Consider the following 25,038-nt stretch of genomic DNA (forward strand, 5'->3'; position numbering starts at 1 on the left):
GGCAGCGCTTAGCGCATAATGCCGCCGCTACCGTAGCCTTTCAGGTTGGACTTCTTCATCACCGAGTCATATTGATGCGACATGAGATGCGACTGCACCTGAGCCATGAAGTCCATGATGACCACTACCACGATCAGAAGCGACGTACCGCCAAAGAAGAACGGCACGTTCCAGGCAACGATGAGGAACTGGGGCATCAGGGAAACCGCAGTGATATACAAGGCACCGAACAAGGTCAGACGAGTCATCACCTTGTCGATATAGCGAGCGGTCTGCTCGCCGGGGCGAATGCCCGGCAGGAAGGCGCCTGACTTTTTCAGATTGTCAGCCACATCCTTGGGATTGAAGACCAGCGCTGTGTAAAAGAAGCAGAAGAATACCACTGCCGCCGCGAAAAGCAAGATGTAGAGCGGCTGGCCGGGGCCAAGCGCTTGCGATGCACGCTGCAGCCACTCCATCCCTTCACCGGCACCCACCCACTGACCGATCGACGCCGGAAAGAGCAGGATGCTGGAGGCGAAGATCGCCGGAATGACACCGGCCATGTTCACCTTCAAGGGGAGATAGCTGCTCTGGCCTGCATACATCTTGTTGCCGACCTGGCGACGCGGATAGTTCACCTTGAGGCGGCGCTGGCCGCGCTCGATGAACACCACGAACGCCACGGTGGCGATGCCGAGTACCGACAGCGCTAACAGCGGAAGAACATTCCAGGCCCCTTCGTTGCGGGCAAGCTCGAAAGCCTGACCCACGGCGCTGGGTAGCCCGGCGACGATACCGGCAAAGATCAGCAGCGAAATACCGTTGCCGATGCCTTTCTCGGTGATCTGCTCACCTAGCCACATCATAAACACCGCGCCGGAAACGAACGTCACCACGGCGGTGAAGTAGAAGCTGAAGTCAGCGCTGTAAGCGATGCCTTGGCTCGCCAGACCCACGGACATGCCGGTGGCCTGGACAAGCGCCAGTATCACCGTGCCGTAGCGGGTGTACTGGCTGATCTTTCGGCGGCCGGCCTCGCCCTCTTTCTTGAGCTGTTCAAGATGAGGAGAGACCGCAGTCATGAGCTGCATGATGATCGACGCCGAGATATAGGGCATGATCCCCAGGGCGAGAACACTCATGCGCTCCAGCGCACCACCCGAGAACATGTTGAACATGCCCAGGATGGTGCCCTGCTGCTCCCGAAACAAGGCAGCAAGCTGGTCAGGATTGATACCGGGTACGGGAATGTGGGCACCGATTCGGTACACCACGATGGCGAGGAGCACGAAGCGCAGACGCGCCCACAGTTCACTCAGACCGCTGCCCGTCGCCGGCATGTTTCCTGACTTCGCCATTTAGTCCTCTACCTTGCCGCCAGCGGCTGCGATCGCGTCACGGGCACCTTTGGTGACCTTGAGACCGCGAACGGTAACCGCCTTGTTCAGTTCGCCGGACAGGATGATCTTCGCGAATTGCGTAGAGTCCTTCAGCACGTTGGCTTGCTTCAGGGTCTCGAGGGTGACTTCGTCACCGGCGACCTTGGCAAGCTCGGCCAGGCGTACTTCTTCAGAGACCAGTGACTTGGCCGACGTGAAGCCGAATTTCGGCAGACGACGCTGCAGCGGCATCTGACCGCCTTCGAAACCAGGCTTGACGCTGCCGCCACTGCGAGACTTCTGACCCTTGTGGCCACGGCCACCGGTCTTGCCCAGACCGGAACCGATACCACGACCCACACGCTTCTCGGCGTGTTTTGCACCCGGAGCCGGGCTTAAGGTATTGAGTTTCATGGATTACTCTCCCTCAACGCGCACAAGGTAGGTTACCTTGTGGATCATGCCGCGTACGGCCGGGGTGTCTTCCAGTTCAACCGTGTGACCGATGCGACGCAGGCCCAGACCTTTCATGGTGGCCTTGTGCTTGGGCAAAACGCCGATGGTGCTGCGGATCTGGGTAACCTTGATCATAGCTGCCATGGTGTCTTACCCCGTAATCGCTTCGACAGACAGACCGCGCTTGGCGGCCACGTCGTCCGGTGACTGCATGGAGGAGAGACCCTTGACGGTCGCTCGCACCACGTTTACCGGGTTGGTGGAACCGTAGCATTTGGCCAGTACGTCGTGGACACCGGCGAGCTCCAGTACGGAGCGCATGGCGCCACCGGCGATGATGCCGGTACCTTCGGAAGCCGGCTGCATGTACACCTTGGAGGCGCCGTGACGGGCCTTGACCGGGTACTGCAGCGTCTGGCCGGCGAGGTTTACCTTGACCATGTTGCGACGCGCCTGGTCCATCGCCTTCTGGATCGCGACCGGCACTTCACGCGCCTTGCCACGACCGAAACCGACACGACCTTTACCATCGCCCACGACGGTCAGCGCGGTGAAGCCGAAAATACGACCACCCTTGACCACCTTGGCGACGCGGTTGACCTGCACGAGCTTCTCTTGCAGATCACCGTTTTGCTGTTCGTTCTTCGCCATCGTAAAACCCTTTAGAATTCCAGGCCGCCTTCACGAGCGGCGTCGGCCAGAGCCTTGACGCGACCGTGATATTTAAAGCCAGCACGATCGAAGGCCACCTGGGTAATGCCTGCTTCTTTAGCGCGTTCGGCAATCAGGGCGCCGACCTTGGAGGCCGCATCCGAGTTACCGGTCGCACCCTCGCGCAGTGCCTTGTCCAGCGTAGAAGCGCTGGCCAGCACCTTGCCACCATCCGGCGAGATAATCTGCGCGTAGATGTGACGCGGGGTACGGTTGACGCACAGGCGATACACGCCCAGCTCGCGGATCTTGGCGCGAGCGCGGCGGGCACGACGGAGACGAGATTCTTTCTTCGCGTTCATAACCCTGCCTTACTTCTTCTTGGCTTCTTTGCGACGCACCTGCTCGTCGGCGTACCGGACACCCTTGCCTTTGTACGGCTCAGGCGGACGGAAGGCGCGGATTTCCGCGGCGCACTGGCCGAGCATCTGCTTGTCCGCGCTCTTCAGCACGATCACGGTGTTCTTCGGCGTTTCCGCCGTCACACCCTTGGGCAGTTCATAGTCGACCGGGTGCGAGAAGCCCAGTGAAAGGTTGAGCGTCTGGCCTTTCGCTTGCGCGCGGTAGCCGACGCCGACAATTTCGAGAGTCTTCGTGAAACCCTCGGAGACGCCCGTCACCAGGTTCTGAACCAGGGCGCGGGTCGTACCGGCCATGGCCCAGCTCTTGGCGTTTTCGCTCGGGGCGAAGGTCAGCTGGCCGTCTTCCTGTCCAATCACCACGTCCTGGTGAATGGGCATCGACAGTGTGCCCTGGCCGCCTTTGGCGGTCAGCTGGTCGCCGTTGATCTTGATGTCAACGCCGGCAGGCACTTTAACCGGATATTTCGCTATGCGGGACATTCCAGCCTCCTAGAATACGGTGCAGATGACTTCGCCACCGACGCCAGCCTGGCGCGCGGCACGGTCGGTCATGACACCATTGGAGGTGGTGACAATCGCGATGCCCAGACCGTCGGCTACCTTGGGCAGGTTGTCCTTGCCCTTGTACTGACGCAGAGACGGCTTGGAAACCCGCTGAATGTGCTCGATGACCGGCTTGCCCTCGAAGTACTTGAGGGTCACGGTCAACTCGGGCTTCACGCCTTCGGCAACCGAGAAGTCGGTGATGTAACCTTCTTCCTTCAGCACGCGGGCCACTTCCACTTTCAGCTTGGAAGACGGCATGGTTGCCGTCTCTTTAGTGGCCATCTGCGCATTGCGGAGACGAGTGAACATATCCGCCAGAGTATCTTGCATGCTCATTTAATGTGCGCTCCTGATGATTCTACGTGACGTTACCAGCTGGACTTCTTCAGACCAGGGACGTCGCCACGCATGGCGGCTTCACGCAGCTTGTTACGGCCGAGACCGAACTTGTTGTAAAAACCGTGCGGACGGCCAGTGATGCGGCAGCGGTTACGCTGACGAACCGGGCTGGAGTCGCGCGGCAGTTGCTGCAGCTTCAGCGTCGCCTCGAAGCGCTCTTCCTCGGACGAGTTCACGTCCGAGATGATCTTCTTGAGCTCAGCGCGCTTGGCCGCGTACTTCTCGACCAGCTGTGCACGCTTTTGCTCACGTTCTACCATGCTTTTCTTAGCCATGATCCCACCCTTATTTCTTGAACGGGAAGTTCAGTGCCGTCAGCAGCGCACGACCTTCCTCGTCGGTGTTGGCGGTAGTGGTGATGGTGACGTCAAGTCCCCGAACGCGATCGATCTTATCATACTCGATCTCCGGGAAGATGATCTGCTCACGCACACCCATGGAGTAGTTGCCACGACCGTCGAAGGACTTCGGGTTGAGACCACGGAAGTCACGCACGCGAGGAATCGCGATGTTCACCAGACGGTCCAGGAAGTCCCACATGCGCTCGGCACGCAGAGTCACCTTGATACCGATCGGCCAGCCTTCGCGCACCTTGAAGCCCGCGATGGACTTGCGTGCCTTGGTCACCAGCGGTTTCTGACCGGAGAGTTTCTCCAGGTCGCCGATGGCATTGTCGATCAGCTTCTTGTCGCTGACCGCTTCACCGATACCCATGTTGAGCGTCACTTTCGTGATGCGGGGCACCTGCATTACGTTGGCGTAGCTGAACTGCTCTTTGAGCTGAGCCACCACCTCGTTTTGATAACGTTCTTTCAAGTTCGCCATTTTGCTACCCGACTCGCGTTAGGCGTCGATCTGCGTCTGCGTCGACTTGTAGATACGTACCTTGGTACCGTCTTCCTTCATCTGGAAGCCGACGCGATCCGCCTTACCGGTCTCCGAATTGAAGATGGCTACGTTGGACGCGTGAATCGGAGCCTCACGCTCGACGATACCGCCCTGATTTCCCGCCATGGGATTAGGCTTGGTGTGACGCTTGATCATGTTCACACCGGACACCACGAAGCGGTTTTCGAGAACCCGCTTGACGGTGCCGCGCTTGCCCTTGTCCTTCCCGGCGATGACGATGACTTCATCGTCACGTTTGATCTTTTGCATATCCGCCTCGCTCCTTACAGCACTTCAGGCGCTAAGGAAATGATCTTCATGAACCGCTCGTTACGCAGTTCACGAGTGACCGGTCCGAAAATACGGGTGCCGATCGGCTGCTCGTTGGTGTTGTTCAACAAGACCGCCGCATTTCCATCGAAACGGATGAGTGACCCGTCGCTGCGACGGACACCGCTACGGGTGCGAACGACCACCGCCTTGAGGACCTGGCCTTTCTTGACCTTGCCCCGCGGAATGGCTTCTTTCACCGTTACCTTGATGACGTCACCCACGCGAGCGTAGCGGCGGTGTGAACCGCCCAGCACCTTGATGCACTGCACCCGGCGCGCTCCGCTGTTGTCGGCGACATCCAGCATTGTCTGAGTCTGAATCATCGGTTTTCTCCAAACCTAACCTGACTGCACTGGTTGAAAGACCGCAGGGTTAACCCTTGGCCTGCTCGACCACCTCGACCAGCGTCCAAGCTTTCTTCTTGGAAAGCGGACGGCACTCCTGAATGGAAACCGTATCGCCTGCCTTTGCCTGGTTCGCCTCATCATGGGCGTGCAGCTTGGTGGAGCGCTTAACGTATTTTCCGTAGATCGGGTGACGTTCACGACGCTCGATCATGACAACGATGGATTTCTCCATCTTGTCGCTCACTACCTTGCCAGTGAGGGTACGTGTCTTTTTCTCTTCGGCCATCTCAATCACCTGCCTTCTCGTTGAGCACAGTCTTTACGCGGGCGATATCCCGGCGGACCTGCTTGAGCAGATGAGTCTGGCTCAGTTGGCCAGAGGCCTTCTGCATGCGCAGGTTAAACTGCTCGCGGAGGAGCTCGAGGAGCTGCTCTTGGAGCTCTCCTGCGGACTTTTCACGAATTTCTTGCGCTTTCATCACATCACCGTCCGTTTCGCAAAGGTGGTGGACAAGGGCATCTTCTGGGCCGCCAGCTCGAATGCTTCGCGAGCGAGCTCTTCGGATACGCCTTCGATCTCGTACAGGACCCGACCCGGCTGGATCTGGGCTACCCAGTACTCAACGGAACCCTTACCTTTACCCATACGAACTTCGAGTGGCTTCTTGGAGATCGGCTTGTCCGGGAATACGCGGATCCAGATCTTGCCGCCACGCTTGACGTGACGCGTGATCGCACGACGGCCGGCTTCGATCTGGCGCGCAGTGATGCGGCCGCGACCGGTAGCTTTCAGGCCATACTCACCGAAGCTGATCTTGCTTCCGCGATGCGCCAGGCCACGGTTGCGGCCTTTCTGCATCTTGCGGAATTTCATACGCTTGGGCTGTAACATCGACTCGCTCTCCCCTTACCTGGAACCTTTTTTCTTGGGCGCGTTGCCGGCAGGCTGCTGTTGCTTAGCCTTGGCACGCACTTCCTCGATACCGCCGAGGATTTCGCCCTTGAAGATCCACACTTTGATGCCGATGACACCGTAGGTGGTGTGAGCTTCGAAGGTGGCATAGTCGATATCAGCACGCAGGGTGTGAAGCGGTACGCGACCTTCACGGTACCATTCGGTACGCGCGATTTCGGCGCCACCCAGACGACCTGAGAGCTGAATCTTGATGCCGCCAGCGCCAAGACGCATGGCGTTCTGTACCGCGCGCTTCATCGCACGACGGAACATCACGCGACGTTCAAGCTGACCGGCCACGTTGGCGGCGACCAGCTTGGCGTCCAGCTCGGGCTTGCGAACTTCTTCGATGTTCACATGAACCGGAACGCCCATCATGTCGGAGAGATCGCGACGCAGACGGTCGACATCTTCCCCTTTCTTGCCAATCACGATGCCCGGACGAGCAGTGTGAATGGTGATGCGGGCGTTGTTCGCCGGACGCTCGATGTGGATGCGGCTCACGGAGGCGTTCTTCAAACGCTCGTCCAGGAAGCTGCGCACTTCGAGATCGTTGTTGAGCTTGTCGGCGTAAGCGCCGCGCTCGGCATACCAGACAGAAGCATGGTCTTTGACGATGCCCAGTCGAATGCCTGTTGGATTGACTTTCTGACCCATCTGGTCGACTCCTACTTCTCGGCTACCTTGACGGTGATGTGGCAGGTGCGCTTCAAGATACGATCCGCACGGCCCTTGGCGCGCGGCTTGATACGCTTGAGCGTCATGCCCTCATCGACACAGATGGTCGAGACACGCAGCTCGTCGATGTCCATGCCGTTATTTTCTTCCGCATTCGCAATGGCGGACTGAAGCACTTTCTTGACCAGCTTGGCAGCCTTCTTCGGTGAGAAGGTCAGCAGATCAATAGCTTCGGCGACCGGTTTACCGCGCACCTGGTCAGCCACCAAACGGGCCTTCTGTGCGGATAAAGCAGCGCCACGCAGCTTAGCTGTGACTTCCATCTCTAATCCTCTCTGGCTTACCGTTTGGCTTTCTTGTCCGCCGCATGCCCGCGATAGGTGCGAGTAGCAGCGAATTCGCCCAGTTTATGACCCACCATTTCCTCGGAGACGTGCACCGGGACATGCTGGCGTCCGTTATGGACTGCGATGGTGAGACCTACCATGTTGGGCAGAATCATTGAACGACGCGACCAGGTCTTGATCGGTTTACGGTCGTTCTTCTCCACTGCAGCCTCAACCTTCTTCAAAAGATGAAGGTCAATGAAGGGACCTTTCTTAAGTGAACGTGGCACAGCCGTTACCTCTTAATGTCTTGGCAATTTAGATCAGCGCGTCTTGTTGCGACGACGGACGATCAGCTTGTCGGTGCGCTTGTTCTTACGCGTCTTGTAACCCTTGGTCGGCATGCCCCACGGGGATACCGGGTGACGGCCACCGCTGGTGCGGCCTTCACCACCACCGTGCGGGTGATCGACAGGGTTCATCGCGACACCGCGAACAGTCGGGCGCACGCCTCTCCAGCGTTTCGCACCGGCCTTGCCAAGTTGACGCAGGCTGTGCTCGGAGTTGCTCACTTCACCCAGGGTCGCGCGGCATTCGGCCAGGATCTTGCGCATTTCGCCGGAGCGAAGACGCAGGGTGGCGTAGTTGCCTTCACGGGCGACCAGCTGAGCGCTAGTACCGGCACTGCGAGCAATCTGCGCGCCCTTGCCCGGCTTGAGTTCGATCGCATGGATGGTCGAACCGAGCGGGATGTTGCGCAGCGGCAAGGCATTGCCTTTCTTGATGGGCGCGTTGACACCGGATTCCAGCACGTCACCCGCGCTGACACCTTTCGGTGCGATGATGTAACGACGCTCGCCATCGGCGTACTTCAAAAGCGCGATATGGGCGCTGCGGTTCGGATCGTGCTCGAGGCGCTCGACGGTGGCCGGAATGCCATCCTTGATGCGCTTGAAGTCGATCAGACGGTAGTGCTGACGGTGACCACCGCCCACGTGGCGGGTAGTGATGCGACCGTAGTTGTTACGGCCACCGGACTTGGACTGCTTCTCCAAGAGCGGCGCATGAGGGCGGCCCTTGTACAGTTCCTCACCAACGATCTTGACGACGTGGCGACGACCGGCGGATGTGGGTTTGGTCTTGACGATTGCCATTATCCGTACTCCTGCCCTTATTCGGCGCCAGAGAAGTCTTCGAGCGTTTCACCCGCAGCCAGGGTCACATACGCCTTGCGGTAACCCTTGCGCAGACCAACGCCATGAGCAGTACGCTTGGTCTTGCCCTTGACGTTCAGTGTCTGAACGCTGCCGACCTTCTTGCCGAACAGTGCTTCGACGGCTTTCTTGATCTCGGGCTTGGTAGCGTCACTTGCCACCTTGAAGACGTACTGGTTGCGCTCGGCGGCTGACGCTGCCTTTTCGGTCACGTGCGGTCCAAGCAGAACCTTGAATACGCGTTCCTGGTTCATGCCAGCTTCTCCTCGAATTTACGCAGGGCGGAGACGGTGACCAGGACCTTGTCGTAGGCAACCAGGCTCACCGGATCAGCTGCCGCGACGTCCACCACGTTGACGTGGGGGAGGTTGCGTGCGGCCAGATAGAGCGTCTCGTCGACTTCTTCGGTGACGATCAACACTTTCTCAAGGTTGAGCTCTTTCAGCTTGGCAGCGACCTGCTTGGTCTTCGGCGCGTCAACGCTGAACTCCTCGACCGCCACCAGACGTTCCTGGCGAACGAGCTCGGACAGGATGGAACGCATCGCCGCGCGGTACATCTTGCGGTTGACCTTCTGGGAATGATCCTGCGGACGAGCCGCGAAGGTCACGCCGCCGCTGCGCCACAGCGGAGAGCGGATGGTGCCGGCACGTGCGCGGCCGGTACCCTTCTGACGCCACGGCTTCTTGCCACCGCCACGTACGTCCGAACGGTTCTTCTGAGCACGAGTTCCCTGACGGGCACCTGCCAGATAGGCGGTGACCACCTGGTGAACCAGTGCTTCGTTGAATTCTTTGCCAAAAGTGGCGTCGGCTACTTCAACGGTACCCGTGCCTGCAGCAAGATTCAGATTCATTGGTAATTATCCCCTTCAGCCAGCTTTCACGGCGCTGCGAACGATGACGTCGCTACCGGTTGCACCCGGAACAGCACCTTTGATCAGCAGCAGGTTACGCTCGGCATCGACACGGACGATCTCGAGGCTCTGAACGGTGCAGCGGACGTTGCCCATCTGACCGGCCATTTTCTTGCCTTTGAATACGCGACCCGGGGTCTGACACATGCCGATAGAACCCGGCGCACGATGCGACAGGGAGTTACCATGGCTGTTATCTTGGGTACGGAAGTTCCAGCGCTTAACTGCGCCCTGGAAGCCTTTACCCTTGGAGGTACCGGTCACGTCGATCATCTGACCAGCTTCGAAGAGGGATACGGTGAGTTCGCCACCCACTTCCGGAGCTTCCTCGCCTTCTGCAAGACGGAATTCCATCAGTGAACGACCGGCCTCGACACCCGCCTTGGCAAACTGACCCGCTTGCGCTTTGGTGAGGTGCTTGGCCTTGCGAGAGCCAGTGGTGACCTGAACCGCCGCGTAGCCGTCGGACTCGACGGTTTTTACGCGCGTTACACGGTTAGGATCCACTTCAATAACGGTCACGGGCACGGATGCGCCATCTTCGGTAAAGACACGGGTCATCCCGGCCTTTTTACCGACTAAACCGATAGTCATACTCAGTCTCCTATAGTGTACGGGGCTATCACCCGCTATGGCTGCCCTTTCCAGAGCATTCCACTAGCACATTGTGTGGCGTCTCACGACGCGGCGGCTGCTGTTCACATGCAAAAGTGATGAACGCTGGGCCGCAAGTGTCTAGTGTGGTTAGTCGAGCTTGATTTGCACGTCGACGCCGGCGGCGAGATCGAGCTTCATCAGTGCATCGACCGTTTTCTCGGTCGGCTCGACGATGTCGAGCACGCGCTTGTGCGTACGAATCTCATACTGATCGCGCGCGTCCTTGTTGACGTGCGGAGAAATCAGAATGGTGTAGCGCTCGCGGTTGGTCGGCAGCGGAATCGGCCCACGAACCTGAGCACCAGTACGCTTAGCGGTTTCAACGATTTCCGCTGTGGACTGATCGATCAGGCGATGGTCGAACGCTTTCAACCGAATGCGAATCTTCTGGTTCTGCATTTGCCCTAAACTCCAATGGATGTCGACGGCGCGAGCCGTCTACCCACGCATTCAAAGGATGCGCATTATAGGCACGCCAATAGCGCGTGTCAAACAATTGCTATTGGTGCGCAGAAAAGGGGGCTCTTGCGAGCCCCCCTTTCATCGATCAAGTAATTCGATTACTCGACGATCTTGGCTACGACGCCAGCACCAACGGTACGGCCGCCTTCGCGAATCGCGAAGCGCAGACCGTCGTCCATGGCGATCGGGGCGATCAGGGTGACAACCATCTTGATGTTGTCGCCCGGCATAACCATTTCAACGCCTTCCGGCAGTTCACAGGTACCGGTCACGTCGGTGGTACGGAAGTAGAACTGCGGACGGTAGCCCTTGAAGAACGGAGTGTGACGACCGCCTTCTTCTTTGGACAGTACGTAGACTTCGGCTTCGAAGGTGGTGTGCGGCTTGATGGTGCCCGGCTTGGCCAGAACCTGGCCACGCTCGACGTCATCACGCTTGGTACCACGCAGCAGCGCGCCGACGTTCTCGCCTGCACGACCTTCGTCGAGCAGTTTACGGAACATTTCGACACCGGTGACGATGGTCTTGGTGGTGTCGCGGATGCCCACGATTTCGACTTCTTCACCAGACTTGACGATACCGCGCTCTACACGACCGGTAACAACGGTACCACGGCCGGAGATGGAGAATACGTCTTCGATCGGCATCAGGAACGGCTGGTCGATAGCGCGCTCCGGCTCCGGGATGTACTCGTCCAGCGCCTTGATCAGGTTGGCAACGGCGGTGGTGCCCATGCCGTTCTCGTCTTCGCCGTTCAGCGCCATCAGGGCAGAACCGGTGATGATCGGAGTGTCGTCACCCGGGAAGTCGTACTCGGACAGAAGCTCACGAACTTCCATCTCGACCAGCTCGAGCAGCTCTTCGTCGTCGACCATGTCGGCCTTGTTCAGGAACACGACGATGAACGGAACGCCAACCTGGCGAGACAGCAGGATGTGCTCGCGAGTCTGCGGCATGGGGCCGTCAGCGGCAGAACATACCAGGATCGCGCCGTCCATCTGGGCAGCACCGGTGATCATGTTCTTGACGTAGTCAGCGTGTCCCGGGCAGTCGACGTGCGCGTAGTGACGCTCTTCGGACTGGTACTCGACGTGGGACGTCGCGATGGTGATACCACGCTCGCGCTCTTCCGGAGCGTTGTCGATGGTATCGAATTCACGCCAGTCGCCGCCGAAAACTTCAGCAGACACGCGGGTCAGGGCCGCAGTCAGAGTCGTTTTACCGTGGTCGACGTGACCGATGGTGCCGACGTTGACGTGCGGTTTGGAACGTTCGAATTTTTCCTTAGCCACTGCTATAACCTCTTTACGTTAGCTAACGGTTAACCGTTTTGGTTGATGACGGCTTCAACGACGCTGTTGGGCGCCTCATCGTACTTCGCGAACTCCATGGAGTAGCTCGCACGGCCCTGGGTCTGAGAGCGCAGATCGGTTGCGTAACCGAACATCTCACCCAGCGGCACCGTTGCACGGATGACTTTACCAGCAGAGGAGTCATCCATGCCCTGCACCAAGCCGCGACGACGGTTCAGGTCGCCCATGACGTCACCCATGAATTCCTCGGGAGTCACGACCTCGACCTTCATCACCGGCTCCAGCAGCACGGCCTTGGCCTTCCGGGCACCTTCCTTCACTGCCATGGAAGAAGCGATCTTGAACGCGGTCTCGTTGGAGTCCACGTCGTGGTAGGAGCCATCGTACAGCGTCACTTTGACGTCGATCATCGGGAAACCCGCGATGACACCGTTTTTCAGCTGCTCGAAAGCACCCTTCTCGACCGCCGGCACGTATTCCTTCGGAACCACGCCGCCCACGATTTCGGAGTTGAACTTGAAGAAGATCTCTTCTTCGCCTTCACCCTTCTCTTCGGCGGTCAACGGCTCGATACGCAGCCATACGTGACCGAACTGACCACGACCACCGGACTGGCGTACGAACTTGCCTTCCTGCTCGACGCTGCCGCGAATGGTTTCGCGGTAGGCGACCTGGGGCTTGCCGATGTTGGCCTCGACCTTGAACTCGCGACGCATGCGGTCGACGATGATGTCCAGGTGAAGCTCGCCCATGCCGGAGATGATGGTCTGGCCGGTCTCTTCGTCGGTCTTGACCTGGAAGGAGGGGTCTTCCTGGGCCAGCTTGCCCAGAGCAACGCCCATCTTCTCCTGGTCGGCCTTGGATTTCGGCTCGACGGCAACGGAGATGACCGGATCCGGGAATTCCATGCGCTCGAGAACGATCTTGTTGTCGATGTCGCACAGGGTATCACCGGTGGTGACGTCCTTCAGGCCGATACAGGCGGCGATGTCGCCGGCCAGAACTTCCTTGATCTCTTCGCGGGAGTTGGCGTGCATCTGAACGATACGGCCAACGCGCTCTTTCTTCTGCTTGACGGAGTTGTACACGCCGTCGCCAGATTTCAGAACGCCCGAGTAGACGCGGATGAACGTCAGGGTGCCGACGAAGGGGTCGGTCGCGATCTTGAACGCAAGCGCGGCGAAGGGAGCACTGTCGTCCGCTTCACGGGTCGCGATGGTGCCGTCCCGGTCGTCCAGCTCACCTTCGATCGCCTTGACTTCGGTCGGAGACGGCATGTACTCGATGACACCGTCCAGAACCGCCTGTACGCCCTTGTTCTTGAACGCGGAACCACAGGTGACCAGCACGACGTCGTTGGCGAGTGTACGCGCACGCAGACCGGCCTTGATCTCTTCGATAGACAGATCGCCCTCTTCGAGGTACTTGTCCATCAGCTCTTCAGAGGCTTCAGCCGCGCACTCGACCATCTCTTCGCGGTACTTCTCGGCCGTCTCCTGCAGCTCGGCCGGAATGTCGACGAGCTCGAAGTTCATGCCCAGGCTCTCTTCGTCCCACAAGATCGCTTTCATCTCGATCAGGTCGATGACGCCCTTGAAGTCCTCTTCCGTACCCCAGTTGATCTGGATCGGCACGGCGTTGGCGCCCAGGCGATCCTTCAGCTGGTCGACGACCATGAAGAAGTCGGCACCGGTACGGTCCATCTTGTTGACGAAGACCATGCGCGGCACTTCGTACTTGTTGGCCTGACGCCATACGGTCTCGGTCTGCGGCTGAACGCCGGAGGAGCCGCACAGCACGACGACCGCGCCGTCGAGTACGCGCAGCGAGCGCTCGACTTCGATGGTGAAGTCGACGTGCCCGGGGGTGTCGATGATGTTGATGCGGTGCTCGTCGAACTGCTTGGCCATGCCCTGCCAGAAACAGGTGGTCGCAGCGGACGTGATGGTGATACCACGCTCCTGCTCCTGCTCCATCCAGTCCATGGTCGCCGCGCCGTCGTGCACTTCGCCTACCTTGTGGGACAGGCCGGTGTAGAACAGAACGCGTTCGGTCGTCGTGGTTTTACCCGCGTCGACGTGGGCGACGATACCGATGTTGCGATAACGCTTTAGTGGAGTCTTGCGTGCCACGGTGAAACTCCCGTTAGTTGGCGATGCTTTCCATTCCCGCGACTTTCTTCATGCCGCCGCCGCCATCACGAAGATAGCGGCGGCGGGCTGCGTCAAGCGCCCTGGGCGCGCGCAGCGGGCTGAAGAAAGCCCACACTCAGCAGCGCCGAGTTTAGAAACGATAGTGAGAGAAGGCCTTGTTGGCTTCCGCCATACGGTGCACGTCTTCACGCTTCTTCACTGCAGAGCCTTTGCCTTCGGCGGCGTCCAGCATTTCGCCAGCCAGGCGTTGAACCATCGTTTTTTCACCGCGACGACGCGCAGCGTCCACCAGCCAGCGCATGGCGAGCGCCTGACGGCGAGACGGACGAACTTCAACCGGCACCTGATAGGTCGCACCACCGACGCGGCGCGACTTCACTTCGACCATCGGCTGGATGGTTTCCAGCGCCTTGTCGAAGATTTCCAGCGGCTCTTCTTTACTACGCTCGGCAACCTTGTCCAACGCACCGTACACGATGCGCTCAGCTACGGACTTCTTGCCGCTGACCATCAGGTGGTTCATGAACTTCGCCAGGCGCTCACTTCCGAACTTCGGATCCGGCAGGATTTCGCGTTTGGCTACAACTCTTCTTCTAGGCATGATAAGCCCTCGATTAAGGATCCTTCAGGTAAACCCGGGGCTTATCAGCGCCTTGCGGCGTTGCCCGACCTTACTCTTATCAGACCAGCAAATTTCGTGTGAAAGAGAGCGGAAGTCTTAGGACTTCGGCTTCTTGGTACCGTACTTGGAACGACCCTGCTTACGGTTCTGGACACCGGAGGTGTCGAGCGCGCCGCGAACGGTGTGATAACGCACACCGGGCAAGTCCTTTACGCGACCGCCGCGGATCAGAACAACGGAGTGCTCCTGCAGGTTGTGACCTTCACCACCGATGTAGGAAGAGACTTCGAACCCGTTGGTCAGGCGCACACGGCAAACCTTACGCAGGGCCGAGTTCGGCTTCTTCGGGGTGGTGGTGTAGACGCGGGTGCAAACGCCGCGTTTTTGCGGGCAAGCTTGCAGCGCGGGCACGTCACTCTTGGTGACGGGGCGCTTGCGCGGCTTGCGCACTAGCTGATTGATCGTTGCCATGGTGTTTAGCTGACTCCAATGGTTGCCTTGGCCTTCTCGTGGTTGCGGGCGCACCCACCCCACTGTTAAAGGCTGCGCATTCTAATGGCTGGTCCCGGGCGACGTCAAGTCTTGCCGGCGTTTTCGCCGGCAAGACCGTGCCCGAAGCCAGACGGTGGGGCGCCTGCCCCGCCCAGACCCGACGCTTACAGCTCGTCGTCGGTATCCAGGGCGGTGAGCTGGGCGCCCAGTTCCTGCTCCACCTCGGTGGCCGAGGGGGTGAACAGGCGCTCGACGTCTTCGCGCTTGCGACGACGCTCGGCGTGGTGGGTCAGACCGGTACCTGCCGGAATCAGACGCCCTACCACCACGTTTTCCTTCAGGCCGCGCAGGTAGTCGCGCTTGCCGGTGACCGCCGCTTCGGTCAGCACGCGGGTCGTTTCCTGGAACGACGCCGCGGAGATGAACGACTCGGTCGCCAGGCTCGCCTTGGTGATACCCAGCAGCAGACGCTGGTACTTGGCCGGGAACTTGCCTTCCTTCTCCAGACGCTCGTTCTGCTCGAGCACGCGCACGAGTTCCGCCTGGTCGCCGGTGATGAAGTCGGAATCACCGGAGTCGGTGATCTCGACCTTGCGCAGCATCTGACGCACGATCACTTCGATATGCTTGTCGTTGATGCCCACGCCCTGCAGACGGTAGACGTCCTGCACTTCGGCGGTGATGTACTTGGCCAGCTCCGCCACGCCCAGAAGACGCAGGATGTCGTGCGGGTTGCTCGGGCCATCGGAGATGACCTCGCCCTTCTCGACGCTCTCGCCCTCGAACACGGCGATCTGGCGCCACTTGGGAATCAGCGCCTCGAAGGGATCGCCGGATTCCGGAGTGATCGTCAGACGACGCTTGCCCTTGGTCTCCTTGCCGAAGCTCACCACACCGCTGATCTCGGCGAGAATCGATGATTCCTTCGGCTTGCGCGCCTCGAACAGATCCGCCACGCGCGGCAGACCCCCGGTGATGTCCTTGTTGCCCGATGCCTCGACCGGGATACGGGCGACGACCTCACCGACGCCGATGGTCGAACCATCGTCCACGGAGATGATCGAGTTCCCCGGCAGCAGGTACTGCACCGGCGTGTTGGAGCCCGAAACCGACACGTACTCGCCGGCGGCGTCCTGCAGCATGACCATCGGACGCTTGTCGCGGCCGGCCATCGGGCGCGCCGCGGACTCGATCACCTCAATAGAAGAGAGACCGGTCATCTCGTCGACGGAGCGGTGCATGGTGACACCCTCGTCGAGGTCGATGAACTGCGCCTTGCCTTCCACTTCGGCGATGATCGGGTGGGTGTGCGGGTCCCACTTGGCCACGGTGGCGCCGGCATCGACGACGTCGCCGTCGCGTACCGAAAGCTCAGCACCGTAAGGCAGCTTGTAGTACTCGCGCTCGCGACCGTGCTCGTCGGCGACGGCCAAGGCGCTGGAGCGAGACACCACGACCAGCTTGCCGTCACTGCGCTCGACGTGCTTGATGTTGTGCAGGCGTACCTTGCCGCCGTGCTTGACCTGGACGCTGTCCACGGCGGAGGAACGCGACGCCGCGCCGCCGATGTGGAACGTCCGCATGGTCAGCTGGGTACCCGGCTCACCGATGGACTGCGCGGCGATGACGCCCACGGACTCACCGATGTTGACCTGGTGACCACGGGCCAGATCGCGACCGTAGCAGGAGGAGCAGACGCCGTGCGCGGTGTCACAGGTGATCGTCGAGCGCACGATGATCTCGTCCACGCCCATGGTGTCGAGATCCGCACACCACTTCTCGTCGAGCAGGGTGTTGCGCGCAATCAGCACTTCCTCGGTGCTCGGATCGATGACGTCCTGAGCGACCACGCGACCGAGCACGCGCTGGGACAGCGGCACGATGATATCGCCACCTTCGATGATCGGGTGCAGCGTCAGACCGTTCTCGGTGCCGCAATCGACCTCGGTGATCACCAGATCCTGGGCCACGTCGACCAGACGACGGGTCAGGTAACCGGAGTTGGCGGTTTTCAGTGCCGTATCCGCCAGACCCTTACGCGCGCCGTGGGTCGAGATGAAGTACTGGAGTACGTTCAGACCTTCACGGAAGTTGGCGACGATCGGCGTCTCGATGATCGAGCCATCGGGCTTGGCCATCAGGCCACGCATACCGGCGAGCTGACGAATCTGGGCAGCGCTACCACGGGCACCGGAGTCGGCCATGATGAAGACGCTGTTGAACGAGTCCTGTTCGACCTCGTTGCCGTCGCGATCCACCACGGTCTCTTTCGAGATGCCGGTCATCATCGCCTTGGCCACCTTGTCGTTGGCCTTGGACCAGATATCGATGACCTTGTTGTACTTCTCGCCCGCGGTCACGAGACCCGAGGAGAACTGGTCCTCGATCTCCTTGACCTCGGCTTCCGCCGCCTCGACGATCTCAGTCTTGGCGTCCGGAATGACGAAGTCGTTGACGCCGATGGAGGCACCCGACCAGGTCGCCAGGCGGAAACCGGTGTACATCAGTTGGTCGGCGAAGATCACCGTGGGCTTGAGCCCGGAGCGACGGTACACCTCATTGATCAGTCCGGAGATCGCCTTCTTCTTCATCGGTTTGTCGATGAGCTCGAAGGGCACGCCTTCCGGCAGGATGCGGAACAGCAGGGCGCGACCGACAGTGGTGTCGTAAATGGAGCGCTTGTCGCTGCGCTCGCCGCTCTCCTCATTGATCACCACCTCGTCCAGGCGCACCTTGATGCGGGCGTGCAGCGAGACGCTCTGCGTACCGAAGGCACGTTCGACCTCGTTGAGATCCGAGAACACCATGCCTTCACCCTTGGCGTTGATCTTCTCGCGGGTCATGTAGTAGAGACCCAGTACCACGTCCTGGGACGGCACGATGATCGGCTCGCCGTTGGCCGGCGACAGCACGTTGTTGGTGGCCATCATCAGCGCGCGGGCTTCGAGCTGGGCTTCCAGGGTCAGCGGTACGTGGACCGCCATCTGGTCACCGTCGAAGTCGGCGTTGTAGGCGGCACACACCAGCGGGTGCAGCTGGATCGCCTTGCCTTCGATCAGAAGCGGCTCGAACGCCTGGATACCCAGACGGTGCAGGGTCGGCGCGCGGTTCAGGAGTACCGGGTGTTCGCGGATGACGTCGGCGAGGATGTCCCACACTTCCGGAAGCTCCCGCTCGACCATCTTCTTGGCCGCCTTGATCGTGGACGCGAAGCCCTGCGACTGAAGCTTCGAGTAGATGAACGGCTTGAACAGCTCGAGCGCCATCTTCTTCGGCAGACCACACTGATGAAGGCGCAGGGTCGGGCCGACGGTGATGACCGAACGACCGGAGTAGTCGACGCGCTTGCCCAGCAGGTTCTGACGGAAACGCCCCTGCTTGCCCTTGATCATGTCGGCCAGGGATTTCAGCGGACGCTTGTTGGAGCCGGTGATGGCTCGGCCGCGACGACCGTTGTCGAGCAGCGCATCGACCGCTTCCTGCAGCATGCGCTTTTCGTTACGCACGATGATGTCCGGCGCGTTCAGGTCGAGAAGACGCTTGAGACGGTTGTTACGGTTGATCACGCGACGGTAAAGGTCGTTGAGATCCGAGGTCGCGAAGCGGCCACCGTCCAGCGGTACCAGCGGACGCAGATCCGGCGGCAGCACCGGCAGCACTTCCATGACCATCCACGCCGGCGCGTTGCCGGAGTGGTAGAACGCTTCCAGAAGCTTCAGGCGCTTGGAGAGCTTCTTGATCTTGGTTTCAGAGTTGGTCTGCGGAATCTCTTCACGCAGGGTGTTGATCTCCTCCTCCAGATCGATGTCCTTGAGAAGCTCCTGCACGGCTTCGGCACCCATGCGGGCGTCGAAGTCGTCACCGAACTCTTCCAGCGCTTCGAAGTACTGCTCGTCGTTCAGAAGCTGACCACGCTCGAGGGTGGTCATGCCCGGATCGATCACCACAAACGATTCGAAGTAGAGCACGCGCTCGATATCACGCAGGGTCATATCGAGGAACATGCCGATACGCGACGGCAAGGACTTCAGAAACCAGATGTGGGCAACCGGCGAGGCAAGCTCGATGTGGCCCATGCGCTCGCGGCGCACGGCGGCCTTGGTGACTTCGACGCCGCACTTCTCGCAGATGATGCCGCGGTGCTTCATGCGCTTGTACTTGCCGCACAGGCACTCGTAGTCCTTGACCGGGCCGAAGATCTTGGCACAGAACAGGCCATCACGCTCCGGCTTGAAGGTCCGGTAGTTGATGGTCTCGGGCTTCTTCACCTCGCCGAACGACCAGGAGCGAATCATGTCCGGCGACGCAAGCGTGATCTTGATCGCGTCGAACTCTTCGGACTGAGACTGCGATTTGAGTACTTTCACCAAATCTTTCATTGGACGGCTCCTAGCTCTCTAACTCGATATCGATGCCCAGCGAGCGGATTTCCTTCACGAGCACGTTGAAGGATTCCGGCATGCCTGCCTGCATGGTGTGGTCGCCATCCACGATGTTCTTGTACATCTTGGTGCGGCCTTCGACGTCGTCCGACTTGACGGTGAGCATCTCTTGTAGCGTGTACGCCGCGCCATAAGCCTCCAGCGCCCACACTTCCATTTCACCGAAGCGCTGACCACCGAACTGCGCCTTGCCGCCCAGCGGTTGCTGGGTGACCAGCGAGTACGAGCCGGTGGAACGTGCGTGCATCTTGTCATCGACCAGGTGGTTGAGCTTCAGCATGTACATGTAGCCCACGGTCACCGGACGATCGAAGGCGTCACCGGTACGGCCATCGTAGAGCTTCATCTGGCCGGACTCGGGGATGTCCGCAAGCTTCAACAGGTGCTTGATCTCGTGCTCCTTGGCACCGTCGAACACCGGCGTTGCCATCGGCACACCACCCTTGAGGTTCTTCGCCAGCGCAATGACTTCCTCGTCACTGAGCGAGTCGATGTCCTCGAGGCGCGTGCCCGGGGTGTTGTACACCTGGCCCAGGAAGTCGCGAATCTCGGCCACCTGCTGATCGCGAGCATCGCGCAGCATGGCGTCGATCTTCACGCCCAGACCGCGAGCCGCCATGCCTAAGTGGGTTTCCAGGATCTGGCCCACGTTCATGCGCGACGGTACGCCCAGCGGGTTCAGCACCACGTCGACCGGTTCGCCCTTCTCGTCGAACGGCATGTCCTCGATCGGCATGATCGCCGAGATGACACCCTTGTTACCGTGACGACCGGCCATCTTGTCACCCGGCTGGATGCGACGCTTGACCGCCATGTAGACCTTGACGATCTTGAGCACGCCCGGTGCGAGGTCGTCGCCCTGGGTGAGCTTGCGCTTCTTGTCCTCGAAACGCTCGTCCATCTCCTTGCGACGGTTCTCGAGCTGTTCGTCGGCCTGGGCAAGCAGTTCGTTGAACGACTCGTCCTGCATGCGCAGCTTGAACCACTGCTGACGCGGCAGTTCCTCCAGGTAGGACTCGCTCAGCACGTCGCCCTTCTTGAGCTGCGGACCACCGTTGACGGCCTGACCGTCCAGGGTACGCTTGAGACGCTCGAAGGTCGCGTCTTCGGCGATGCGGTAGGTCTCCTGGAGATCCTTGCGCACTTCGTCGAGCTGCATCTGCTCGATGGAAAGCGCACGGGAGTCCTTCTCGACGCCGTCACGGGTGAAGACCTGAACGTCGATGACGGTGCCCTTCATGCCGGTCGGGGCACGCAGGGAGGTGTCCTTCACGTCACTGGCCTTCTCACCGAAGATCGCACGCAAGAGCTTCTCTTCCGGCGTCAGCTGGGTTTCGCCCTTCGGCGTGACCTTGCCGACCAGGATGTCGCCGGGGCCGACTTCGGCACCGATGTAGACGACACCCGCCTCGTCCAGCTTGCCCAGCGCCGACTCGCCGACGTTGGGGATGTCCGAGGTGATCTCTTCCGGGCCGAGCTTGGTGTCGCGAGACACGCAGGTCAGCTCCTGGATGTGGATCGTGGTGAAACGGTCTTCCTGGACCACACGCTCGGAGAGCAGGATGGAGTCCTCGAAGTTGTAGCCGTTCCAGGGCATGAACGCGATGCGCATGTTCTGGCCGAGTGCCAGATCACCCATGTCGACGGACGGGCCGTCGGCGAGGATGTCGCCACGCGCGACGTTGTCGCCGGGGCGCACGATCGGGCGCTGGTTCATGCAGGTGTTCTGGTTCGAACGGGTGTACTTGGTCAGGTTGTAGATGTCGACCCCGGCTTCACCGCCGATGATCTCGTCTTCGTTGACCCGTACCACCACGCGCCGCGCGTCGACGGAGTCGATCACGCCGCCGCGGCGCGCCACGGCGCACACGCCGGAGTCGCGCGCCACGAAGCGCTCCATGCCGGTACCCACGAGCGGCTTGTCAGCGCGCAGGGTCGGCACCGCCTGACGCTGCATGTTCGCCCCCATCAGGGCGCGGTTGGCGTCATCGTGCTCGAGGAACGGGATCAGCGCTGCGGCCACGGAGACGACCTGGCGCGGAGACACGTCCATCAGCGTCACCTGCTCGGGGCGCATGAAGGTGGTCTCGCCACGGTGGCGTACCTGGACCAGGTCATCGGTAAGCTGGTTGGCTTCGTTGACCGCCGCCGAGGCCTGGGCGATGACGAAGTCGCCCTCCTCGATCGCCGAGAGATGGACGATGTCGTCGGTCACCTGGCCTGCGTTCACCTTGCGGTACGGCGTCTCGAGGAAACCGTAGCTGTTGGTGTGGCTGTAGGTCGCTAGCGAGTTGATCAGACCGATGTTCGGACCTTCCGGCGTCTCGATCGGGCACAGGCGGCCGTAGTGCGTGGCGTGAACGTCGCGCACCTCGAAGCCGGCGCGTTCGCGGGTCAGACCACCCGGGCCGAGCGCGGAGACACGACGCTTGTGCGTGACTTCCGACAGCGGGTTGTTCTGGTCCATGAACTGGGAGAGCTGGCTCGAGCCGAAGAACTCCTTCACCGCCGCCGCGACCGGCTTGGCATTGATCAGATCCTGCGGCATCAGGCCTTCGCTCTCGGCCATGGAGAGACGCTCTTTCACCGCGCGCTCGACGCGCACGAGACCCACGCGGAACTGGTTTTCCGCCATCTCGCCGACGCAGCGGATGCGGCGGTTGCCCAGGTGGTCGATGTCGTCGACGTCGCCGAAGCCGTTACGGATGTTGATCAGCTCGCGCAGTACATCGAGGATGTCCTTGCGGTCGAGTACGCCGGAGCCGGTGTCGGATTCACGACGCAGGCGGCGGTTGAACTTCATCCGACCGACACCGGAGAGATCGTAGCGATCCTCGGTGAAGAACAGGTTGTGGAACAGCGTCTCGGCGGCTTCCTTGGTGGGCGGCTCGCCGGGGCGCATCATGCGGTAGATCTCGACGAGCGCCTCGAGCTGCGACCCGGTGGTGTCGAGCCTCAAGGTGTCGGAGATGAACGAACCGCAGTCGAGATCGTTGGTATAGAGCGTCTCGATGCGCGTGATGCCGCCTTCGGCCATGCGCTCGAGCACTTCCGGAGTGATCTCGGTGTTGCAGGCAACGATCAGTTCGCCGGTCTTGGCGTCGATCTGATCCTTGGCCAGGGTCTTACCAAACAGATACTCCATCGGCACTTCCAGACGCTCAAGGCCGGCTTTCTCGAGCTGACGGATGTGCTTCTGGGTGATCCGGCGGCCTTCCTCGACGATGATCTCGCCGCTGCCATCCTTGATGTCGAAGGTGGCGGTGTCACCGCGCAGGCGCGACGGCACGAGCTCCACGGAGAAGCCGGACTTCTCGATGTGGAAGACGCTGGTGTCGAAGAACTCATCGAGGATCTCCTCGGCGCTCATGCCGAGCGCGCGCATCAGCACGGACGCCGGAAGCTTCCGGCGACGGTCGATACGCACGAACACGTTGTCCTTCGGGTCGAACTCGAAATCGAGCCAGGAGCCACGGTAAGGAATCACGCGAGCAGAGTACAAGAGCTTGCCCGAGGAGTGGCTCTTGCCCTTGTCATGATCGAAGAACACACCGGGTGAGCGGTGGAGCTGGGAGACGATTACCCGCTCGGTACCGTTGATCACGAAGGTACCGTTCTCGGTCATCAGGGGGATTTCCCCCATGTAGACTTCCTGCTCCTTGATATCCTTGATGGCCTTGTTCGACGAGTCGCGATCGTAGATGATCAAGCGAACCTTCACGCGCAGCGGCGCCGAGTAGGTCACGCCACGCAGCTGGCACTCCTTCACGTCGAACGCCGGCGTGCCGAAGCGGTAGCTCACGTACTCGAGGGCGGCGTTGCCGGAAAAGCTCTCGATCGGGAACACCGACTTGAAAGCCGCGTGCAGGCCGACTTCGTGACGCTCGTCGGGCGAACGGTCCTGCTGGAGAAAGTCGTAGTAGGAATCAAGCTGGATAGCCAGCAGGTAAGGCACATCCATTACTTGGGGCAGTTTGCCGAAATCCTTGCGGATGCGTTTTTTCTCAGTATATGAGTAAGCCATCTGTATTCCCCAGCTTGTTCACCATGGGTGGCCGATGCGTGGTCATCTGCCCCGCGGGCGTCTCAGACGCAGACAGCAAGCTCCAGAACTGGTAGCTCGCCGTCAAAAATCTCGATAGATAACAGTGCTATCGCTGTGCTATCAATGGTCGGTGACCACTGTGCGATACCAAACACCGGTCTTACTGTGTCGCTGCCTTGTGGGCAGCCTTTCTGCATAGCACGTCTCGCCTGGCGATACCAGCTACAACAGAAAAAGGCCGGCAGCGGGAAAGCCCGCCGCCAGCCGTGGAAGCTTACGCTGCGCGTAAAGCCACCGGCACAAGGATTACTTGAGCTCGACGGTTGCGCCTGCTTCTTCCAGCTTCTTCTTGGCCGCTTCGGCGTCGTCCTTGGACATCGCTTCTTTGATGGTGGCCGGTGCGCCGTCGACGGCACCCTTGGCTTCTTTCAGGCCAAGACCAGTGATCTCGCGAACGGCCTTGATGACGTTGACTTTCTTGTCACCGGCAGAGGCCAGAACCAGGTCGAATTCGGTCTGCTCTTCAGCAGCGGCTTCGCCACCACCCGCCGGGCCAGCCATGACGGCTGCCGCTGCAGATACGCCGAACTTCTCTTCCATTGCTTCGATCAGCTCGACAACTTCCATTACGGACATGTCGGCTACAGCATTGATGATATCGTCTTTGGACAGTGCCATTGTTTCATTCCTAACTTTGCGGGAGTCGTAACGACTCAGGATTCATTGCTCGGTTCGTTTGCCTAGGCGGCGTGCAAGAAGGCCTTAAGCGGCTTCTTCCTGCTTTTGGTCGCGCAGGGCGGCCAGGGTACGAACCAGCTTGCCAGCGGAGGCTTCTTTCATGACCGACATCAACTTGGCGATTGCCTCGTCGTAAGTCGGCAGACTTGCCAGACGGTCGATGTCTGCAGCCGGAATCAGCTCGCCTTCGTAGGCCAGTGCCTTCACTTCGAAGTTCTGCTCGGTCTTGGCGAAATCCTTGAACAGACGAGCGGCAGCGCCCGGATGCTCAGAAGAGAAAGCCAACAGAGTCGGACCAACGAAGCTCTCGTTCAGGCACTCCCATTGAGTGCCCTCGAGGGCGCGGCGTGCCAGGGTGTTGCGAACAACACGCAGCTGGACGCCATTCTCGCGCGCTTGCTTGCGCAGGTCGGTCATTTTACCGACCGTGACACCGCGAGAATCGGCAACTACGACGGAGAGTGCGCCCTTGGCCGCTTCACTCACCTCGGCAACAATCGCTTTCTTGCCTTCAAGTGCTAGTGGCACAGTGATCACTCCTTCGTGCCGGACCCGAAGGGCCCGGTGGTTACCATCTCTTTCGAGGCTGACTGCTCCCCGAAAGCCTTGGGGATGGTGCTCA

30 protein-coding genes are annotated in these 25,038 nt (G+C 60.2%); all 30 read right to left on the reverse strand.

From position 1 onward, the window contains the following. Window positions 1-8: 8 nt before the first annotated feature. The 30 genes from secY to rplJ all read right to left on the reverse strand — a co-directional run bounded on the left by secY (window position 9) and on the right by rplJ (window position 24,944). Window positions 9-1,340: a preprotein translocase subunit SecY gene (gene secY, locus GEV37_RS04700; RefSeq protein WP_227389078.1), complete on the reverse strand. Its 1,332-nt coding sequence runs from the start codon at window positions 1,338-1,340 to the stop codon at window positions 9-11. Next, on the reverse strand, window positions 1,341-1,775 hold the full coding sequence (rplO, locus tag GEV37_RS04705) for a 50S ribosomal protein L15 (RefSeq protein WP_227389079.1): 435 nt from the start codon (window positions 1,773-1,775) through the stop codon (window positions 1,341-1,343). Between the two features lie 3 nt (window positions 1,776-1,778). Then, on the reverse strand, window positions 1,779-1,961 hold the full coding sequence (gene rpmD, locus GEV37_RS04710; RefSeq protein ID WP_227389080.1) for a 50S ribosomal protein L30: 183 nt from the start codon (window positions 1,959-1,961) through the stop codon (window positions 1,779-1,781). 6 nt (window positions 1,962-1,967) lie between these two features. Next, window positions 1,968-2,468 (reverse strand): 30S ribosomal protein S5, encoded by a 501-nt coding sequence (gene rpsE / locus GEV37_RS04715; protein ID WP_227389081.1) that lies wholly within the window; start codon window positions 2,466-2,468, stop codon window positions 1,968-1,970. Window positions 2,469-2,479: 11 nt separating this feature from the next. After that, the gene (gene rplR, locus GEV37_RS04720; protein WP_008959159.1) at window positions 2,480-2,830 is read right to left on the reverse strand and encodes a 50S ribosomal protein L18; all 351 of its coding nucleotides are present in this window, start codon (window positions 2,828-2,830) and stop codon (window positions 2,480-2,482) included. A gap of 9 nt (window positions 2,831-2,839) precedes the next feature. Continuing rightward, complete coding sequence (gene rplF, locus GEV37_RS04725) at window positions 2,840-3,370, reverse strand: 50S ribosomal protein L6 (RefSeq protein WP_227389082.1); 531 nt, start codon at window positions 3,368-3,370, stop codon at window positions 2,840-2,842. A 9-nt stretch (window positions 3,371-3,379) separates the two neighbouring features. Further along, window positions 3,380-3,772, reverse strand: a complete 393-nt coding sequence (gene rpsH / locus GEV37_RS04730; protein WP_227389083.1) for a 30S ribosomal protein S8 — start codon at window positions 3,770-3,772, stop codon at window positions 3,380-3,382. A 32-nt stretch (window positions 3,773-3,804) separates the two neighbouring features. Beyond that, a complete protein-coding gene (gene rpsN, locus GEV37_RS04735) occupies window positions 3,805-4,110 on the reverse strand; it encodes a 30S ribosomal protein S14 (RefSeq protein WP_227389084.1) in 306 nt (101 codons plus the stop codon). A gap of 10 nt (window positions 4,111-4,120) precedes the next feature. Beyond that, window positions 4,121-4,660: a 50S ribosomal protein L5 gene (gene rplE / locus GEV37_RS04740; RefSeq protein ID WP_227389085.1), complete on the reverse strand. Its 540-nt coding sequence runs from the start codon at window positions 4,658-4,660 to the stop codon at window positions 4,121-4,123. An 18-nt stretch (window positions 4,661-4,678) separates the two neighbouring features. Beyond that, a complete protein-coding gene (gene rplX, locus GEV37_RS04745) occupies window positions 4,679-4,993 on the reverse strand; it encodes a 50S ribosomal protein L24 (protein WP_227389086.1) in 315 nt (104 codons plus the stop codon). A 14-nt stretch (window positions 4,994-5,007) separates the two neighbouring features. Further along, window positions 5,008-5,379: a 50S ribosomal protein L14 gene (gene rplN, locus GEV37_RS04750; RefSeq protein WP_162217890.1), complete on the reverse strand. Its 372-nt coding sequence runs from the start codon at window positions 5,377-5,379 to the stop codon at window positions 5,008-5,010. A gap of 49 nt (window positions 5,380-5,428) precedes the next feature. Next, window positions 5,429-5,689, reverse strand: coding sequence for a 30S ribosomal protein S17 (rpsQ, locus tag GEV37_RS04755; protein WP_227389087.1), 261 nt, complete (start codon window positions 5,687-5,689; stop codon window positions 5,429-5,431). A 1-nt stretch (window position 5,690) separates the two neighbouring features. After that, on the reverse strand, window positions 5,691-5,882 hold the full coding sequence (gene rpmC, locus GEV37_RS04760; RefSeq protein ID WP_227389088.1) for a 50S ribosomal protein L29: 192 nt from the start codon (window positions 5,880-5,882) through the stop codon (window positions 5,691-5,693). Then, window positions 5,882-6,295, reverse strand: a complete 414-nt coding sequence (gene rplP, locus GEV37_RS04765) for a 50S ribosomal protein L16 (protein WP_227389089.1) — start codon at window positions 6,293-6,295, stop codon at window positions 5,882-5,884. The genes rpmC and rplP overlap by 1 nt, the downstream gene beginning before the upstream one ends. Before the next feature lie 15 nt (window positions 6,296-6,310). Beyond that, complete coding sequence (rpsC, locus tag GEV37_RS04770; protein ID WP_227389090.1) at window positions 6,311-7,015, reverse strand: 30S ribosomal protein S3; 705 nt, start codon at window positions 7,013-7,015, stop codon at window positions 6,311-6,313. 11 nt (window positions 7,016-7,026) lie between these two features. Then, the gene (gene rplV, locus GEV37_RS04775; RefSeq protein ID WP_227389091.1) at window positions 7,027-7,359 is read right to left on the reverse strand and encodes a 50S ribosomal protein L22; all 333 of its coding nucleotides are present in this window, start codon (window positions 7,357-7,359) and stop codon (window positions 7,027-7,029) included. A gap of 17 nt (window positions 7,360-7,376) precedes the next feature. After that, window positions 7,377-7,652 carry a 30S ribosomal protein S19 gene (gene rpsS / locus GEV37_RS04780; protein ID WP_009098993.1) on the reverse strand — a complete coding sequence of 92 codons (276 nt, stop codon included), beginning with the start codon at window positions 7,650-7,652 and terminating at the stop codon, window positions 7,377-7,379. A gap of 33 nt (window positions 7,653-7,685) precedes the next feature. Continuing rightward, window positions 7,686-8,516 (reverse strand): 50S ribosomal protein L2, encoded by an 831-nt coding sequence (gene rplB, locus GEV37_RS04785; RefSeq protein ID WP_227389092.1) that lies wholly within the window; start codon window positions 8,514-8,516, stop codon window positions 7,686-7,688. Between the two features lie 17 nt (window positions 8,517-8,533). Beyond that, entirely contained in the window at window positions 8,534-8,830 is a 297-nt protein-coding gene (gene rplW, locus GEV37_RS04790) for a 50S ribosomal protein L23 (protein ID WP_227389093.1), read from the reverse strand. After that, complete coding sequence (gene rplD, locus GEV37_RS04795) at window positions 8,827-9,432, reverse strand: 50S ribosomal protein L4 (protein ID WP_227389094.1); 606 nt, start codon at window positions 9,430-9,432, stop codon at window positions 8,827-8,829. The genes rplW and rplD overlap by 4 nt, the downstream gene beginning before the upstream one ends. Window positions 9,433-9,447: 15 nt before the next feature. Then, on the reverse strand, window positions 9,448-10,086 hold the full coding sequence (gene rplC / locus GEV37_RS04800) for a 50S ribosomal protein L3 (protein WP_227389095.1): 639 nt from the start codon (window positions 10,084-10,086) through the stop codon (window positions 9,448-9,450). A gap of 150 nt (window positions 10,087-10,236) precedes the next feature. Next, window positions 10,237-10,548: a 30S ribosomal protein S10 gene (gene rpsJ / locus GEV37_RS04805; RefSeq protein WP_009098983.1), complete on the reverse strand. Its 312-nt coding sequence runs from the start codon at window positions 10,546-10,548 to the stop codon at window positions 10,237-10,239. A 161-nt stretch (window positions 10,549-10,709) separates the two neighbouring features. After that, window positions 10,710-11,903: an elongation factor Tu gene (tuf, locus tag GEV37_RS04810; RefSeq protein WP_227389096.1), complete on the reverse strand. Its 1,194-nt coding sequence runs from the start codon at window positions 11,901-11,903 to the stop codon at window positions 10,710-10,712. Window positions 11,904-11,932: 29 nt separating this feature from the next. Further along, the gene (gene fusA, locus GEV37_RS04815) at window positions 11,933-14,056 is read right to left on the reverse strand and encodes an elongation factor G (RefSeq protein WP_227389097.1); all 2,124 of its coding nucleotides are present in this window, start codon (window positions 14,054-14,056) and stop codon (window positions 11,933-11,935) included. A 151-nt stretch (window positions 14,057-14,207) separates the two neighbouring features. Next, window positions 14,208-14,678: a 30S ribosomal protein S7 gene (rpsG, locus tag GEV37_RS04820; protein ID WP_016915771.1), complete on the reverse strand. Its 471-nt coding sequence runs from the start codon at window positions 14,676-14,678 to the stop codon at window positions 14,208-14,210. Between the two features lie 117 nt (window positions 14,679-14,795). After that, a complete protein-coding gene (rpsL, locus tag GEV37_RS04825; protein WP_106374972.1) occupies window positions 14,796-15,170 on the reverse strand; it encodes a 30S ribosomal protein S12 in 375 nt (124 codons plus the stop codon). 185 nt (window positions 15,171-15,355) lie between these two features. After that, on the reverse strand, window positions 15,356-19,570 hold the full coding sequence (rpoC, locus tag GEV37_RS04830) for a DNA-directed RNA polymerase subunit beta' (protein WP_227389098.1): 4,215 nt from the start codon (window positions 19,568-19,570) through the stop codon (window positions 15,356-15,358). 10 nt (window positions 19,571-19,580) lie between these two features. After that, window positions 19,581-23,657 carry a DNA-directed RNA polymerase subunit beta gene (gene rpoB, locus GEV37_RS04835; protein ID WP_227389099.1) on the reverse strand — a complete coding sequence of 1,359 codons (4,077 nt, stop codon included), beginning with the start codon at window positions 23,655-23,657 and terminating at the stop codon, window positions 19,581-19,583. Window positions 23,658-23,984: 327 nt separating this feature from the next. Next, the gene (gene rplL, locus GEV37_RS04840; protein WP_054640897.1) at window positions 23,985-24,356 is read right to left on the reverse strand and encodes a 50S ribosomal protein L7/L12; all 372 of its coding nucleotides are present in this window, start codon (window positions 24,354-24,356) and stop codon (window positions 23,985-23,987) included. 84 nt (window positions 24,357-24,440) lie between these two features. Further along, window positions 24,441-24,944, reverse strand: a complete 504-nt coding sequence (gene rplJ, locus GEV37_RS04845) for a 50S ribosomal protein L10 (protein ID WP_227389100.1) — start codon at window positions 24,942-24,944, stop codon at window positions 24,441-24,443. Between the last annotated feature and the right edge of the window lie 94 nt (window positions 24,945-25,038).

Origin of the sequence: Vreelandella malpeensis (assembly GCF_020622355.1) — a bacterium.
Taxonomy (GTDB): domain Bacteria; phylum Pseudomonadota; class Gammaproteobacteria; order Pseudomonadales; family Halomonadaceae; genus Vreelandella; species Vreelandella malpeensis.

Coding starts and splice junctions, on each gene's coding strand:
- rpsC (WP_227389090.1), bottom strand. CDS start 7,015: ATGGGTCAGAAAGTCAATCCAACAGGCATTCGACTGGGCATCGTCAAA.
- rpoC (WP_227389098.1), bottom strand. CDS start 19,570: ATGAAAGATTTGGTGAAAGTACTCAAATCGCAGTCTCAGTCCGAAGAG.
- rplR (WP_008959159.1), bottom strand. CDS start 2,830: ATGAACGCGAAGAAAGAATCTCGTCTCCGTCGTGCCCGCCGCGCTCGC.
- rplD (WP_227389094.1), bottom strand. CDS start 9,432: ATGAATCTGAATCTTGCTGCAGGCACGGGTACCGTTGAAGTAGCCGAC.
- rpmD (WP_227389080.1), bottom strand. CDS start 1,961: ATGGCAGCTATGATCAAGGTTACCCAGATCCGCAGCACCATCGGCGTT.
- rplL (WP_054640897.1), bottom strand. CDS start 24,356: ATGGCACTGTCCAAAGACGATATCATCAATGCTGTAGCCGACATGTCC.
- rpsL (WP_106374972.1), bottom strand. CDS start 15,170: ATGGCAACGATCAATCAGCTAGTGCGCAAGCCGCGCAAGCGCCCCGTC.
- rplB (WP_227389092.1), bottom strand. CDS start 8,516: ATGGCAATCGTCAAGACCAAACCCACATCCGCCGGTCGTCGCCACGTC.
- rplN (WP_162217890.1), bottom strand. CDS start 5,379: ATGATTCAGACTCAGACAATGCTGGATGTCGCCGACAACAGCGGAGCG.
- rpmC (WP_227389088.1), bottom strand. CDS start 5,882: ATGAAAGCGCAAGAAATTCGTGAAAAGTCCGCAGGAGAGCTCCAAGAG.
- rplV (WP_227389091.1), bottom strand. CDS start 7,359: ATGGAAGTCACAGCTAAGCTGCGTGGCGCTGCTTTATCCGCACAGAAG.
- rpsH (WP_227389083.1), bottom strand. CDS start 3,772: ATGAGCATGCAAGATACTCTGGCGGATATGTTCACTCGTCTCCGCAAT.
- rpsJ (WP_009098983.1), bottom strand. CDS start 10,548: ATGCAGAACCAGAAGATTCGCATTCGGTTGAAAGCGTTCGACCATCGC.
- rplC (WP_227389095.1), bottom strand. CDS start 10,086: ATGACTATCGGTTTAGTCGGTAAAAAGGCCGGGATGACCCGTGTCTTT.
- rpsG (WP_016915771.1), bottom strand. CDS start 14,678: ATGCCTAGAAGAAGAGTTGTAGCCAAACGCGAAATCCTGCCGGATCCG.
- rplW (WP_227389093.1), bottom strand. CDS start 8,830: ATGAACCAGGAACGCGTATTCAAGGTTCTGCTTGGACCGCACGTGACC.
- rpsN (WP_227389084.1), bottom strand. CDS start 4,110: ATGGCTAAGAAAAGCATGGTAGAACGTGAGCAAAAGCGTGCACAGCTG.
- rpsQ (WP_227389087.1), bottom strand. CDS start 5,689: ATGGCCGAAGAGAAAAAGACACGTACCCTCACTGGCAAGGTAGTGAGC.
- rplP (WP_227389089.1), bottom strand. CDS start 6,295: ATGTTACAGCCCAAGCGTATGAAATTCCGCAAGATGCAGAAAGGCCGC.
- secY (WP_227389078.1), bottom strand. CDS start 1,340: ATGGCGAAGTCAGGAAACATGCCGGCGACGGGCAGCGGTCTGAGTGAA.
- rplX (WP_227389086.1), bottom strand. CDS start 4,993: ATGCAAAAGATCAAACGTGACGATGAAGTCATCGTCATCGCCGGGAAG.
- rplF (WP_227389082.1), bottom strand. CDS start 3,370: ATGTCCCGCATAGCGAAATATCCGGTTAAAGTGCCTGCCGGCGTTGAC.
- rpsE (WP_227389081.1), bottom strand. CDS start 2,468: ATGGCGAAGAACGAACAGCAAAACGGTGATCTGCAAGAGAAGCTCGTG.
- rplO (WP_227389079.1), bottom strand. CDS start 1,775: ATGAAACTCAATACCTTAAGCCCGGCTCCGGGTGCAAAACACGCCGAG.
- rpoB (WP_227389099.1), bottom strand. CDS start 23,657: ATGGCTTACTCATATACTGAGAAAAAACGCATCCGCAAGGATTTCGGC.
- rplE (WP_227389085.1), bottom strand. CDS start 4,660: ATGGCGAACTTGAAAGAACGTTATCAAAACGAGGTGGTGGCTCAGCTC.